Below are 15,405 nucleotides of genomic sequence, written 5' to 3'. Positions count from 1 at the left end.
ATATTTACCCTTTATCTCAATAACTAAAGATAAGTGCTATCACAATTCGTAAATGCTACGTTCTTTATCGGGGAGTTTATCTATAAATGGTTTAGGATCTTCAGCATACTTATTGCCCACCCCATTTTTCATTCTTTGAAAATGAACGTGAGGCCCTGTAGTTTGTTTACCTGTGTTACCAGATAATGCAATAACATCTCCTGGTTTAACTGTGTCTCCAACTTTGACCTTGTATTTATTAAGGTGCATGTACCATTGATGATATTGACCATTTGCCTCTGCAATTTGTAATACTTTGCCTCCAAACTCATTATCAAAAGTTCGTGTAACCGTTCCATGCGTCACAGCTTTTACTTTAGTATCTTCTGGCACACCATAATCAATGCCATAATGTTTACCTTCACTACTAAGTTGCTTGTTTTTATATTCACCAAAAGATTCAGTTTCTCTACTTCGTTGTCGAGAAATAAAGTCATTAAATTCAGATGATTTTTTATTTATACTGACATTATTGTGAAATGTATCATATAAATGATGCTTAACATTCCCAATATTAAAAGTGAATATAATGATTGGCACTACTACAATTAAAATCCAAACACACACTTTTATTATACTTTTCACTTAATTAATCATTCCTTATATAAATAAGATTGGATTATTAAGTATACTTTTCTACTATATTAAATGCGAACGATATACATATTATATAGAAGAAACTGTTTTTATTTTTAATGATGGGCGAATTAAACTTATTTTCTATCTAATATAACAAATCACAATATGCGCTTGTTTTATTTAACAAGGATATTGTGATTGTAAATAATTATCTTCAGTTAACTATTATTATCATTAATGAATTTTAGGACATCTCCAGTTAAAGGTATAGCATTATTACTTTCATTTTCAACGCCACCATAATGTAATGCAATCAATTCATTGTTTTCATTAAATACGCCAGAGCCAGAATTGCCTCCATATGTGCTTGCGTCATAAGTCATACTTGAAGCACTATTTGATAAAATTCTACCTTTACTTTCCCACATTGTCGCCATGGGTTTATCTCCTGGGTAGCCAGTTACTGTAATATTATCTCCTTTTTGGCCTTGTGTTGGATCACCGATAGTCACCGGATCAACCACATCACCTAAATGTTGCCCTTTATCATTAGTTTTAAAATGAACGACTGCTAAATCAGCATCGCCGTCGTATTGTTCACTGCTTTTTTCTTCAAATTCACCATATGGATATGTAGACTCATCGGATGCTGATGGCGCAAATTTCATTTTGCCGTCAGACAAATCGGTTACGTGTTTGTTTGTCAAAATAGTATTTTTTCCAATTACTACTCCTGTTGCAATATTTTTACCCATATCAACAAATCCTAAAGATTGATAATGACCGCTCGTAGTGTTAGATATTTGATGTCTATCGTCATTCGGTAATATAACCCTAAAACTTGTTTGCTCCGATTGTTGTGTATTTTGTGTATCATTATTAGTCGCAGCTTTAATATTATGATGACTGACATTAATTATGGAAGTAATTGCTAATACCGTCGCCAAACTTGTTATGACTTTTTTTGACATAATAAAAACCTCCTACCTTTTCTTAACATTTAATTTATATTTTATACGGAAAATAATCAATTGTTTTTTAAAATTAATTTCAAAAAACAATTACTTTCTATAGAATTAGACTTAACAATTTACGTAGAACTACTAATATTTATTATTATGATCTGCCTAAAATGTTATAAAAATGGTCCGTACTATTACTCCAAGTACGGGCCCTATTATAATACTTAACTCCCAAATTTACGCCTTGGTTAATTACCTAGGCTTAAAATGGTAACCATTCAGGTTGACTTGCACCTCTTGGCGTTAAAGTATATTTATATTCTCCAGGTGTTTCAGTCATTTTCACTTGATCGGTAACGCCAACATAATGACCTAATGGCGTATCGTCTTCAAATTGTTCTGGACTTACAATAGTATGTTCATCGCTAGAGTTATAAGTACTATTTACATAGTTTTTATCAAAAATACCTAAAGATAAAAGATATAATGATATACGACTTAGATTCACTTGAATTTTATAACTACCACCTTCTTGGGCTCTTCTTTCAAGTGCTTTAATGGCAGCCGTTTCCATTAACCAAGAAATAACATAGTCATTGACGACAACGATAGGTGGTAATTGGGGTTTATCAGGTGTGCCTTCTAAATCCATGACGCCTGTCACACATCCCGCAGTTTGATCAAAACCATTTCTGTCTGACCATGGTCCTGCCTCACCATAACAACTTACTGAACAATGAATAATACCAGGTCTTTGTTCCGCTAATTCGTGTGGTGTTAAGTGTTTTTCAGTCATAAATCCGCTACGTTTATTTAAAAAGAAAATATCGGCATCTTGCAATAATTCGTCAAATTTTTGGCGATGTGCACGTTGGTTATCAATATCTAAATAAGTTGAACGCATCCCAATATGAGAAGTTAGAAGTAATGATTCCTCTTCAAATTCAGAAGGGCGCCACACATTTAATACATCGGCTCCATGTAATGCTAAGCCACGCCCCAGTCCAGCACCTGCAATAACATGCCCCATTCCAAGCGCACGTATACCGTCTAAAGGTTGGGTAGGATTACTAGTAAAAGGTTCCGGCTCGGATTCTCCAATTTTTTCAATTGTCACTAATGGATTTTGAGCTATATATTCAAATTGCTCTTCATTCAAAAATTCTGGAACGGAGCGTACGACAGGCATAACAACACCTTTTTCAGCCGCTTTTTCTTCTAAATCATGTGAATGCCATTGTCTAATAGCATGCGTAATAGACTTTTTGTTTGGCAGTGCATTTAATAATTCTAAAGTATGTCTTTGTGCACTAGGATAAGGATTTAACGGCATAACCCAGCGTCCATCTTTGGTTTGGTAGAAATCAAAACGTGTAGGATTATTAGGAAAAATTTGTGCTTTTGCCGCAAAACCATTCACTGTTTCCCACTTTTTTTCATAAAATGGCGAAAGTCTTTTTAATGCTTTTCTTATATCTACTTGAATATCTTGGCCAACACCTGTTCTTTGCTTCCATAAAGATGCAATAGCTACCGATTTAGCTGCCAAGCCAATTCCAGCTAGCGAAGCGATTTTCAAAGTACTCGGTTGTATAGGATCTTTACCGTAAAATTCAACTTTGCCACCAGTGTCTTTTGTCGAATAGCCAATCCCATTTAAAACATTTTCTAATTCTTTATTAATATCAAAATTATCTTCTTCGGCTGATTTAATACGTTCATTGTAATTATTTAACAAAGTCTCTTTTAGTCTTTTACTATCCATAAAATACCTCCTCATATTTATTACTCCATAGATAATCATTCTACTAACTTATGAATTTTGCAATTTTTACGCCTATATGTTCGTTTATATAAAATTAAGGTTGAGATATCATCTGATACCTCAACCTTAAACAATACTAATTTAATATTTTGGCCATCGAACGATCAACGCTCGTAGCATACATACCACCAAATTTTAATAAGTGAATCATTAAAATATATAACTTATAAAATTCCATTCGGAAATCTGCACCTTTAGCTAATGGAAATTGTTTATTATATTCATCATAAAATGCTTGATTAAAACCGCCAAACACAGTAGTAATACCCATATCAAATTCTCTATCACCATATAGTGGTGCTGGATCAAATAAAGCAGGTTCTCCATTAGTTAAAAACATATGGTTACCTCCCCACATATCTCCGTGCAATAATGAAGGCTTACTATTATGCTCTTTTAAAGCTTTATTGATGACGTCTTTCACTTGATTAAAGGTATTTACGTCATCTTCTATCCATAAACCCTTGTCCACGAGTGACTCTTTCAACGGCTCTAAACGTCTTTCAACGAATAGTTCTTGCCATGTGTCGCACCAGCTATTATCAAACGAAATATCGCCACCTTCATGGGGCATTTCAAATCCAAATTTACCATCAGGTTGTTGTTGACTATGCATTTTAGCAACCAATTTTGCTAAATCTCGTTGATCTCCACGACCACCTTCTTGTAAATAGCTTAATAACAAATAGGCATCATTATCTATTTGACCATTCCCTTCTACTATAGGTGCTTTGATACCCGCTTCTTCAAATTTTTTCAAACCGGCTATCTCTGCGCCATAAAAATCTGCATCTCTATTTTTTTGTACAAGTAAAAAATAAGTTTCTTTATCTGTCTCAACTATATATGCGTCATTAACATCTCCTCCACTAACCGGAGAAATATTTTTTATATTATTTAATGGTAGTTGTTCTTGCCATGATTTATTCATAACATCCCTACTTTCTTTCAAGTCATATAATTATAATATTACCTGTTTTCCCACTTGTTAATCTAATTGCGACAACTTCATTTACAAGATAAATTCACTATTTTCTTATAGTAACTTTATTTTACCTTCCATTTTATTATAGAATAAAGATAATTATTAAAGCTAAAGTGTAATTTCAAAATCAAATTATTGGAGCGTAATCAATGTATAAATTAATGAAACCTTTATTATTTAAAATGGATCCAGAAGAAGCGCACGGTAAAACAATTAATGTGTTAAAACTAACACAAAATCATTCTTTATTTTTATCAACAATTAAACGTTTCTTTTATTATGAACATGCCTCACTAACACAACATATTAAAGGTATTACATTCCCTAACCCAATAGGACTTGCCGCAGGTTTTGATAAATCTTGTGAAGTACCAAAAGCTCTAGAAATGGCAGGATTTGGTGCAATAGAACTTGGTGGCATCACACCAAAGCCACAAGATGGTAATCCTAAACCACGTATGTACCGTTTACTCGAAGACGATGCATTAATAAATCGCATGGGCTTTAACAATTTAGGAATGAATAAAGCATTAAGTAATTTGAGACGCTTTGCTTATTCATTACCTATAGGACTTAATGTAGGTGTGAATAAAATCACGCCTTATGAAGAGAGATACCAAGATTACATTAAAGTTATTGATACGTTTAAAAATGATGTGACGTATTTCACTGTTAATATTAGTTCGCCAAACACAGCAAACTTACAAAACTTTCATGATAAAGATGAATTTACAATGTTGTGCCAAGCTATTACTGATTATAAAGAACAACAGCATTTGCAAATTCCAATTTTTATTAAACTAACTTCTGACCTAGAAACATCAGAATTAAAACATATATTACCGTCAATTGTTGAGACCTTTGATGGCATAGTATTAGCGAACACTACCCAAAAAAGAGACAATTTGACGTCACAACATAAAAACGAAACTGGTGGCTTAAGTGGTAAACCATTATTTAAACGTAATTTAGAACTTATCAAATGGACTTATAAAGAAACTAACGGAGACTTTTTAATTATAGGTACAGGCGGTATTTTCACTACTGAAGATGTCATAACTATGTTACGTAGTGGTGCATCTTTAGTTCAAATATACAGTTCTCTCGTATTACAAGGCCCAGGACTAACGAAAAGATTAAATAAAGAGTTGGCTGCCTATTTAGCTCAACACAACTATAATAACGTTAGTGAAATTATTGGATTAGATGTATAAACATAATTTATTTATTTAACAATAAAGACATATATTTTTTCAAAAACAGGGTATACGTATTATAAAGGAGGCAAAGGTTATGTATAAAAATATTTTATTAGCATATGACTTTGAAAACTCATTTACGAACGTACCTAAAGCAATTGAAAATCTTAGTGGTGGCCAAAATGATGTGACAGTAACTATTTACAATGTTATTTCTGATGCAGAATTACAAAGCTCCGTGCGGTATGACAATGAACACGTTGAGGACTTAACAGCTAAAAAAGAAGAGCGTTTACAACCCTTCGTGGAAAAACTGCAAGCTACAGGCGTACAAGTGAATATAAAATTTAGCTCTGGTCCAATCCGAAGTAAAATTTTAGGGGAACTTGAAAATAATAATTATGACGTTGTAGTGATGAGTAACAAACGTGATAAAGCGAACATAGGCAACGTCTTAGGGAATGTTACGCATAAGGTAGCTAACAATTCACCTGTTCCCGTGCATATCGTTAATTAGCATAATTTAAAGTGATTAAAGAGTCTGGAACATAAATATTCATTCTCAAAATAAGAGCCTGAGGCATTATATTGTCTTCAGGTTTTTATTTTTATACGGTCAGTAAATGACTGATTTGAAAATGGTTTATATCAAGCTTTTTTCAAATATGGCCATCTCTGCCGTGGCAGGGTTCCAAGATTATCTTATACAAATAATATTGCTGCCCCGCCCATTTTTTGGCAATTTATTCCTTATTTTTTACTACTAATTCTATACTGTAATTGATGTATTATTTAAATAAAATAATGTGATATAATTATAAAAATTTTACAATCATCGAGGTATATTATCATGATTATTGCATTAATTATTATCGTTGGTCTTTCATTGAGTGCCGTCGGTTTTTATATTATGAAAAAGTTTTACGACAAGTTATAAATATTTTTGGATAGTTATTACATACGATTATCGACGTACAAAAATAAAATGGTTATCTCCTTCATATAGTGGAGATAACCATTTTTTATTTATTGCATCTAGCTACTATTGTTGTTCTTTTAAATACTTTTCGATTACTTGTAAAACGCCTGATTCATCATTAGAAGGGGCACGATGGTTTGCAACTTCTGCCAATTCTGGACTGCAGCTTTCCATTGCATAACTATGTGGTGTTAATTGTAGCATTTCGATATCATTGTTAGCGTCGCCGAATGCTAATAATTCGTCTTCTTGAATACCCCATTCTGCTAATAACTCTTTAATGGCTTCCCCTTTATTAACATGAGGTACCAACAAGTCTAAACTATCAAATCCACTCGTCACTGAACGAATAGACTGGCCAAATTTAGCGTTTAATTCTTTAACAACATTATTCAATAAAGTTTCATCAGCGATGTGCATTGCGACTTTGACGATTTTATCGTGACTTAAATCATCGAAGTTATCTACATATGTAATATCTTTATAATATAATTTAACGTATTCCTTAAATGCTTCAGGGGCATCATGTCGTAAATATGACGTTTTAACACCACTTAAAATAATATTTTTTATTTGATGCTCTTGTTCTAAAAACTTAACTACATCTTCAATTAAAGTAGCATCGAAATGATGCGCATTTAGTAATTCATCTTTGAAGTATGTAACAGCGCCGTTCTCACCTACATAAGTAATATCTTCGTCTTTACCTGGGAAAAATGATTGTAATTGTGCGTATTGATTCCCACTAGCAACGATAAATTTTATGTTTTGGCGTTTGATTTCGGTAAATAATCGATCAAAATAAGCTCTATCGTATGAATGCTCTGAATTTAAAAATGTTCCATCTTTGTCTACTGCTATTGCTTTAATCAAAAGATCCCTACTTTCATTAATTATTAGTAACAAAAAAGAGTGCGACAACAATCTGACTCAAAAGTAGATTTCATTGCCCACTCTATCAAAATAGCATTATTTACATAAACTAGCTATAAATATTTATTTTAATTATATTGTTAACGTAGTGTTATAAATAAAAAATACAAATTTTAAGCTAATTAACTGTTACATTGCGATAATATTAAAACGGTTGCCATCTGGATCACTAAATAATCCACCATAAAAACCTTCTAATTTAGTTCCTCTTTGTAATACCTTACCATTGGTATCATCTACTAAAGCTAACAGCTCATCAACTTCATCACTTGTAGATACAGATACAGAAACTAATGCGCCATTGTTAGTTGTGTCGTTTACATTTGCTGCTTTTTTAAATTGTTGTTGTTCAATCAACATAATAATATGACCGTCTGCTGTTTGGACACCTAACATTTTATCCAGCATTTCTTCATTTTTCTTAATTTCAAAACCTATTTTGCTATAAAAATCTTCACTTTGTGTCAAATCGGAAACACATAAATTTAACCAATTCCCTGTGATTTTCATATTAAATCCCCCTTGTTAAATAAAAACAGTTTTAGTGATTAAGCCTCACTTTTTGAATCTTGTGTAAGTTGACGCATATGGTTAAAATCAACTTTTTCTAAAAGATTAGCATACGTATTACTCGCATCGTTTATAATTTCGGAACCAGCTTCCGTTAAATAAATGTACATAGCACGATGATCTTCTAAACACTCATTTCTAGTTACATAACTAGGTGAAAAGCTTTCTAACCTATTAATCAATCGTGACATGGCACTTTGACTTAAATCTACTACCTTAATTAAATCATTGATTTTATATTTATTACCTTGAGCATTGTTAATTTCATATAATACATAAAATTCTTTTAAGCTGAGGTTATATTGTTGTCTTAAACTCTTCTCCATCATTGTTTCAATATAATGCACATATTGCGTTAATTCCAACCACTGTGCAATTTGTTGATCTTGTTTCATGTATCCAACTCACACCTCCTTAATATTTGATCATATAGTTTTTCAGTCTTTTAAGTATATATGATTTGTACAAGTATTTGAAGTTCTACGTACTGTATCTTTTGATTTAAATAAAAATAACTCCCACAGTAGAATAATCTATCATGGGAGTCATATTTATTAGTAATTAAGTAACTTATTATTGTTGTTTTAATAATTTTGATTTTAAATCTTTACGTTCATAGTCTAATGAATAAGGATCATTTAACCAATAAATACCTTCATCGACTTTGATATCGTGATGTTCTGTTACTGCCTTACTATTTTTCCAAACGTCTTTATCGCCAAATGATAATTTAGCACCTTTAGCTACTGGAGTAATTACATAGTCTCCAGTCATTTTTGGAATATCTTCTTCTGAGATCTCGGCGAGGTCATTTTTCTTAGTTGCTTTAGCTACATTAGCTGGCATTTTCAGACCGAAGGAATCATATAATACTTCACTACCATGTCCATAAGTTTTACCTAGCACATATAATTTTTTATCGAAATCTTTAATGATTGATACTGATGTATCGTCACCGATAGCTTTCTTAATTTCTTTACCGTCATTTTTTGTCTTTTTATCCCAGTCTTTAACCCATTGTTTCGCTTTATCTTCTTTACCTACAAGTTTACCTAATTCAATGTGTTGTTGTTTGTAATCATGTTTTTGATAATCAAATGCTACAGTAGGCGCTACTTTTTGTAACTTTTTAATATTTTTATCAGTGCTATAATCAATGATTAAATCTGGTTTTAATTTGGCTACACTTTCAACATTTTCTGGGTCTACTTTTTTCACATCTTTAAATTTGTTTTTTAACACTTTGCTGTCGTTTACAATTTTAGCAACACCAACTACATTAGCATCCAGCTGTTTTAAACCACCCGCATATGTCGCACCTAAAACTACGATACGTTTTGGCTTTTTAGGAACTTTAATCGTTTTCCCTGAATCTTGTTTATAATTTTTCGTTGCCTCTTTATCGTTTTTATTACCAGAACCGTTACTACAAGCCGTTAACACAAGTAACATCGCAATTAATGTGACAATTAATTTTTTCATTTTCTAAACCCCTCTATAAATAATTTATTTCTTTATTTCAATTTCATTCATATTTAATAATGCTTGTGTATATTCATCCCTATTTGCATTGAAAAGTTGCGTTCGTGGAAAATCATCAACAATCGAACCCTTTTTCATTACTATAATTCTATCGACCACTTGCGAAACAAAAGCTAAGTCATGCGATATAAATAGCATCGTGTGCTGATTATTATTATTGTATTGTTTTAAGAGTGCACTTACTTTCTGTTCAACTATTACATCTAAATTTGAGGTTATTTCATCACAAATTAATATTTCTGGTTCTAACATTAAAGACCTAATAATATTAAACCTTTGTAATTGACCCCCACTGACTTTATCAGGATAACGATTTAATAGTTGTGTGCTTAAGTCCGTAGCGTTTAACAATTGCTTCAAACGTTGTCTTATGATTGCATTATTTTCAATGCTAAAGTAGCGAACTGCTTCATCTAGAGATTGTTGAATCGTATAAGCATGATTAAAACTTTCTAAAGGGTGCTGAAATATTGGTAATATCGTTTTGGCATTTATATTACGAGAACCACTCGTTGGTTTTATAATACCTAATAATAATTGCGCTAACGTCGTTTTACCCGCACCACTCTCTCCAATAATACCAACTTTTTCACCTTTTTGAATAGCTAAATTAATATTTTTTAAAATATTATGCTTTTTAATTTGATAGTTTAAATTAGTTAATTGAATCATAAGTTTCATCCTTTATGATTTTACTTCGTTGTTTAAAAAGGTTTTGCGTATAATTTGTTAAGTGTTGTGCTTGCATTTCATTCAAATAAAAGCGATCGACAATAGTCCCTTGTCGCATAACTTGTATCACATCACTAAAACGTAAAACATGAGATAAATTATGCGTAATTATTAGTAAAGTAACGTCTTGTTCTTTTACTAATTCACTAAGTAATTCCATAATTTTACGTCCAGTGATTACATCTAATGATGCTATAGGTTCATCGGCAATTATGAGTTGTGGCTGCAACATAATAACACTCGCAATTTGGACTCTTGCTAATTGTCCCCCAGATAAATTAAATGTATATTGCTTCATTATTGTTGCTACATCTAAATGAACTCGTGACAAGGCATCAAACACATATTTTTGTGCACTAGCCTTAGATACTTGATAATGATAACGATAAATTGCAATTAATTGTTGTCCGATTTTAGTATGGCTGTTTAAACTATGAACATAATCTTGAGAGATGAAGCCTATTGTTTGTCCGAGATACGGATGAATATTATTTACTTGTTCACCATTAATAGACATAGAATGATAATGTAACTTCAAATTATATGGTAAATTTTGAACTAATGATTTGGCAGTCAATGTTTTACCAGAACCGCTTTCTCCAATAAGCACGTTTACAAGACCTTTTTCTATACTAAAATCTATATTGTGTAACAATTCGTTGTGTCGATTATCGCAAATGGTCAGTCCTGTCATAGTCAATAAGTTACTCATTACTATCCCGCTTCCTATTATTATCTAATAAATAATCTTGAATGGCGTCACCTAAGAAATTAAAAATTAATATCGTGATTGTTATCATCACTGCTGGTGCAATCATTAATAATGGATTACTTTCTATATAAGAACGCCCTGCATTTAACATGGCGCCCCATTCAGCTGATGGTGGTTGTGCACCTAATCCTAAAAAAGATAAAGAAGATATATAGAGAATAATTTTCCCAAAATCAACGATTAATAATACTGTCATAGCAGGCCAAACTTTCGGTAATATATGTCTAATGATAATTACTCTATTGGGAACATGTAATAATTTGGCCATTTTAATATAAGGTTTGTTCATTTCACCTTTAACAATATTGCGTGATAATCTCGTATAATTCATCCATTTTATCAACGTAATAGCAATGACTAAATTCCAAATACTAGGTTTAAAGAAACTCGCCAATGCAATCATTAAGACAAAATCAGGAATGCTAAGACCAATATCAAGTATTCGCATTATAATTGTGTCTAACCACCCTTGTTTATAACCTGCTATTAAACCAAGAGGCAAACCTATAATTAACACACACATTAAAGTTAATAGACTCACTAGCAATGTATAACGTGCACCAACAATTATTCTACTTAACATATCTCTACCATATTCATCCGTTCCTAACCAATGATGGAAATTAGGCATCGCCAAACTATTATTTAAATGAACTTCCATGGCATCGTGATAATGAACAATAAACTGACTGCCAACAATAACCAATAAATATAATATAAAAACAACTAATACGGTGCGCTGTTTCAATTGTTGTGTCATGAAACATCACGCTCCTGTTCACTAATCTTATTACTGTTACTGTAACGACGCTCTGGGTCTAACCATAAAAGCACTAAATCACTGACGATATTTGCCACAACTACAAGCGTACCTATAAATAATACTGCACCTTGTATCACCGGGTAGTCTCTGGCTCTAATACTATCAATTAAAAAATATCCTAGCCCAGGTATACCAAATAAATTTTCAACAACTACTGTACCACCTATTAATCCGCCTACAGACATTCCAAGCATCGTTACAAGTGGTATTAATGCGGGCTTAAATGAATCTTTCCATAAAATATAAGTCTCAGACATACCACGTAATCTTGACGCAATGACTACAGGAGATTGGTATAAATCGATTAAAGTTGAACGTAATAAACGTACATAATAAGCACTCATTCCTACACTTAATGACAAGACTGGCAAAATATAACCAGTCACTGATTCAATGCCAGAAGACGGTAAAATTTGGAATTTTTGTGCAAAGATATAAATTAATACAATACCAATAAAGAAAGAGGGCATGCTCACGGTAAACGATGTTATCGAACGTATTAGTGAATCAATCCAAGTTTTATAACATTTAGCCGCCATAATACCTAAAGGGATAGTGATACAGAACGTAAATATTATAGTTAAAGCTGCAATAATTAATGTCGTTGGTGCATAAAATATCAATTCTTTAATTACTGGTTCCCCCGTTTGATAACTGTTACCTAAATCTAAATGAATAATTTGGCCTAACCAATGAATATATTGCATAAAAACAGAGTCATTTAAACCAAGCTTATCTTTTGTATCATTAATTTGATTACTCGAGACATTACTTACATCAAGATGCAATATTTTATCTACGGGGTCACCTGGTGTGAGTTTCATTAAAATAAATGTAATTGTAGAAAGGACAAATAATACGATGATCATTTGTCCAATTCTAGCGAGTATATTTTTAATTATCATGTGCTTTATCAACCTTATAATCTACTAAATAAATACCTTCTGGTGTTGCTGTTAAATTTTTAACATTTTTATTTAAACCAACTAACGTATCGTTATAAGTAATATAACTATTAGCATAATCTTTATCCGTTAATTTGATGATGTCGTTAGATAAGTTATGACGTTCTGATGTTTTTACAGTCTCATTCAGTTGATCAATTAATTGATTTACGCGTTCATTATGATAGTCGCCTTTATTGATAGCACCACCAGATTTGTAAGCTTGGTTAAAGAAGTAACCTGTATCACCTCTTGGCAATGTGCCAAAGCTATACATTGACGCATCCCATTGCTTTTTATCTTTCAAGTAACCTTCAATATCATCTACATTTCGAATATCAATATCAATGTTTGCTTTTTTAGCGTCTGATTGTAATACTTGTGCAATTTTAGGCAATTCAGGACGCCCATTGTACGTCGGTACCGTTATTTTTAGTGGATGTTGCTTGTCGTATCCAGCTTTGCTCAATAATTTTTTAGCACCTTGTATATCTTGTTTTTGCGGTAGTCCTTCATTAATATATTTAGCTTTATCATTGAATGGACCAGCTGCTGGTTTAGCATAGCCTTTTGAAATTTTCTTCGTAATCCCTTGTCTATCAATCACTTTATCTAATGCTTGTCTCACTGGTTTTGTCATTTTTTTACTTGTGTGATTGTAAAGAATAAGTCCCGTTCTAAATCCAGAAGTATCCGAAACTTTTGTTTTATCGTTGTCTTTTAACGTTTTAACTTTTTCCACTGGCACATCAGTAATAACATCAGCCTTACCTGATTTCAAATCACTTGCTCTCACATTACCATCTTCTTGATATGTAACATTCACATGTTTCATTTTAGGTTTACCTTGCCAATATTTGTTATTACGATCAAGCGCAATTTTTTGTGATTGCTTGTAATTTTTAATGGAATAGGCACCTGTACCAACAGGTTGTTTATTCACACTGTTTTTAGCGTTTACATCATATATAGCAGCAAAAGGACTCGCCAATTCAGAAACTAATTCTGGATAATTATGTTTCGTAGTAATCGTTAAATGTTGCCCGTGTGCTGTAATATTTTTAATTGGTAACGAACCTTTTACTAAATCACTTTTATTACTACTCTCTTCAAGACTTTCTTTTACTGCCTTAGCAGTTAATTTATTGCCATTTTGGAATTTAATATTATCTTTCAACGTTATATCTAGCTTTTTAGCTGAAGGTTGTTTATAAGAATCTACTAATACCTTTTCTATTTTGCCGTTAGCAGTTGATTTAAATAAAGTTTCAACCGCACCAATTTTTACTGGTACATCCGTTTCATAGGGGGCTAACGTAGTAGTTTTTAATGGTAACTCCACGTTAAGTGTATCTTTTTTGCTATGTTGATTATTAGCACTACATCCAGCTAAAATAATTGATGCAATACTTATAAAAGCAACCAACTTTTTCATACCTATTCCTTCTCTCTATCATAAATAATCAAGTTGCACTTTTTCCGTCATGTTCTTCAATTGTTTGTTTTTTCATTCGAGTTCCTGCTAAAAGGATTGTCCATGTTGCAATAATAAATGGTAGCGTGAAGACGGGTAAACCGAATGGGGTTAATAACGTAGTTAAACCTGCGTGTAAGAAAATCGTTAACAAAATACCCAATATGATATTAATATACCGATTAATACGTGTTTTAAAGGCTACTCCTAATGCTAACACGGTTAAGATAACATTATAACCAAATAGTCCATCATTAATTTCACTATGATTTGCACCTAACAATAAAACCATAATAAAACCAATTAAATTAGCCATTATTGCTAAAAATCCTGCTTTGCGAGACGCCACAAATATACCGATTAATATTAGTAATCCTGCTAATGTACTTTTCAATAAAAAGACTTCGCTAAAGCCTGATAAAAAGCTGCTCATGAAATGTATAGCATTTTGCGAAAAAGAAATCTTCTTAACTGATTGCGGTAAAATATTAACGTTTACATTTACAAATTTAAATTGGAATGACATTAATAAAACACTCCAACTTACGAATACATATGGAATTGTGAGCATTGGCACATCATATGTCTTAAATAATTCTCTAATTGCAGCACCCACAGGCATCGTAATAACAATCGCCACGATAATAATGATGTAGCTATACCATGTTTGTTCTAAAAATAACGTCAACGCTACACCCGTTAAAACAGGATTAAATCCTGCCAATCCACTGTCAATTTCTGTCCGACTGTAATTTGTATGTTTAGCTAATAACAGCGCTATTACACTCGCAATTAATGCTACTAATCCAACTTTCCAATCGCCTATAAGCAGCGCAACAATAACTAATAATCCAGTCCACGCATTTTCTAATAACAGCACTTGAGCGACATTTTTCATTAAAATACTTAAATATTTCAATTTGGCACCTGATTTCTATTTAATTACCTCTTCAATTAAATACTATATATTATTAATTTTAAATTTTCCAATAGTGTTTTCCACAATTATTATGAAATTTATTTTTTTTCGATGGGTAATTCTTGTTT

Annotated in this window: 16 protein-coding genes; 2 read left to right on the top strand and 14 right to left on the bottom strand. The window is 32.1% G+C overall.

The window, feature by feature from the left end; all coding sequences use genetic code 11:
• Positions 1–39: 39 nt before the first annotated feature.
• The 4 genes from C7J89_RS03380 to C7J89_RS03365 all read right to left on the bottom strand — a co-directional run bounded on the left by C7J89_RS03380 (position 40) and on the right by C7J89_RS03365 (position 4,336).
• Positions 40–624 (bottom strand): M23 family metallopeptidase, encoded by a 585-nt coding sequence (locus C7J89_RS03380; RefSeq protein ID WP_103295556.1) that lies wholly within the window; start codon positions 622–624, stop codon positions 40–42.
• A gap of 212 nt (positions 625–836) precedes the next feature.
• On the bottom strand, positions 837–1,589 hold the full coding sequence (locus C7J89_RS03375; RefSeq protein ID WP_061853760.1) for a trypsin-like serine peptidase: 753 nt from the start codon (positions 1,587–1,589) through the stop codon (positions 837–839).
• Positions 1,590–1,842: 253 nt separating this feature from the next.
• On the bottom strand, positions 1,843–3,345 hold the full coding sequence (locus C7J89_RS03370) for a CoA transferase (RefSeq protein ID WP_103295558.1): 1,503 nt from the start codon (positions 3,343–3,345) through the stop codon (positions 1,843–1,845).
• A gap of 136 nt (positions 3,346–3,481) precedes the next feature.
• The gene (locus C7J89_RS03365) at positions 3,482–4,336 is read right to left on the bottom strand and encodes a fructosamine kinase family protein (protein WP_103295559.1); all 855 of its coding nucleotides are present in this window, start codon (positions 4,334–4,336) and stop codon (positions 3,482–3,484) included.
• Between the two features lie 203 nt (positions 4,337–4,539).
• Here C7J89_RS03365 and C7J89_RS03360 point away from each other — a divergent pair, with 203 nt between their 5' ends.
• The gene (locus tag C7J89_RS03360; RefSeq protein WP_103295560.1) at positions 4,540–5,604 is read left to right on the top strand and encodes a quinone-dependent dihydroorotate dehydrogenase; all 1,065 of its coding nucleotides are present in this window, start codon (positions 4,540–4,542) and stop codon (positions 5,602–5,604) included.
• Between the two features lie 79 nt (positions 5,605–5,683).
• Entirely contained in the window at positions 5,684–6,106 is a 423-nt protein-coding gene (locus C7J89_RS03355; protein WP_103295561.1) for a universal stress protein, read from the top strand.
• Positions 6,107–6,631: 525 nt separating this feature from the next.
• Here the strand turns inward: C7J89_RS03355 and C7J89_RS03350 are convergent.
• The 10 genes from C7J89_RS03350 to yut form a co-directional block, all read right to left on the bottom strand.
• Positions 6,632–7,441, bottom strand: a complete 810-nt coding sequence (locus C7J89_RS03350) for a Cof-type HAD-IIB family hydrolase (RefSeq protein ID WP_103295562.1) — start codon at positions 7,439–7,441, stop codon at positions 6,632–6,634.
• A gap of 189 nt (positions 7,442–7,630) precedes the next feature.
• Entirely contained in the window at positions 7,631–8,011 is a 381-nt protein-coding gene (locus C7J89_RS03345; RefSeq protein WP_103295563.1) for a VOC family protein, read from the bottom strand.
• A gap of 38 nt (positions 8,012–8,049) precedes the next feature.
• Entirely contained in the window at positions 8,050–8,466 is a 417-nt protein-coding gene (locus C7J89_RS03340; RefSeq protein WP_103295564.1) for a MarR family winged helix-turn-helix transcriptional regulator, read from the bottom strand.
• A gap of 178 nt (positions 8,467–8,644) precedes the next feature.
• Complete coding sequence (locus C7J89_RS03335) at positions 8,645–9,553, bottom strand: ABC transporter substrate-binding protein (protein WP_103295565.1); 909 nt, start codon at positions 9,551–9,553, stop codon at positions 8,645–8,647.
• Between the two features lie 24 nt (positions 9,554–9,577).
• Positions 9,578–10,285, bottom strand: a complete 708-nt coding sequence (locus tag C7J89_RS03330; RefSeq protein ID WP_103295566.1) for an ATP-binding cassette domain-containing protein — start codon at positions 10,283–10,285, stop codon at positions 9,578–9,580.
• Positions 10,269–11,057 carry an ATP-binding cassette domain-containing protein gene (locus C7J89_RS03325; RefSeq protein ID WP_103295567.1) on the bottom strand — a complete coding sequence of 263 codons (789 nt, stop codon included), beginning with the start codon at positions 11,055–11,057 and terminating at the stop codon, positions 10,269–10,271. Before C7J89_RS03325 ends, C7J89_RS03330 begins: the two co-directional genes overlap by 17 nt.
• Positions 11,050–11,877 (bottom strand): nickel transporter permease, encoded by an 828-nt coding sequence (gene nikC, locus C7J89_RS03320; protein ID WP_103295568.1) that lies wholly within the window; start codon positions 11,875–11,877, stop codon positions 11,050–11,052. Before nikC ends, C7J89_RS03325 begins: the two co-directional genes overlap by 8 nt.
• On the bottom strand, positions 11,874–12,845 hold the full coding sequence (gene nikB / locus C7J89_RS03315) for a nickel ABC transporter permease (protein WP_103295569.1): 972 nt from the start codon (positions 12,843–12,845) through the stop codon (positions 11,874–11,876). Before nikB ends, nikC begins: the two co-directional genes overlap by 4 nt.
• Complete coding sequence (nikA, locus tag C7J89_RS03310; protein ID WP_103295570.1) at positions 12,835–14,319, bottom strand: nickel ABC transporter substrate-binding protein; 1,485 nt, start codon at positions 14,317–14,319, stop codon at positions 12,835–12,837. The genes nikB and nikA overlap by 11 nt, the downstream gene beginning before the upstream one ends.
• Before the next feature lie 28 nt (positions 14,320–14,347).
• A complete protein-coding gene (gene yut, locus C7J89_RS03305) occupies positions 14,348–15,277 on the bottom strand; it encodes an urea transporter (protein ID WP_103295571.1) in 930 nt (309 codons plus the stop codon).
• Positions 15,278–15,405 lie beyond the last annotated feature (128 nt).

It is taken from the genome of Staphylococcus kloosii (genome assembly GCF_003019255.1).
Lineage (GTDB): Bacteria > Bacillota > Bacilli > Staphylococcales > Staphylococcaceae > Staphylococcus > Staphylococcus kloosii.
Note: the sequence above shows the minus strand (reverse complement) of the source record. Positions and strands in the feature narration are given on the sequence as shown.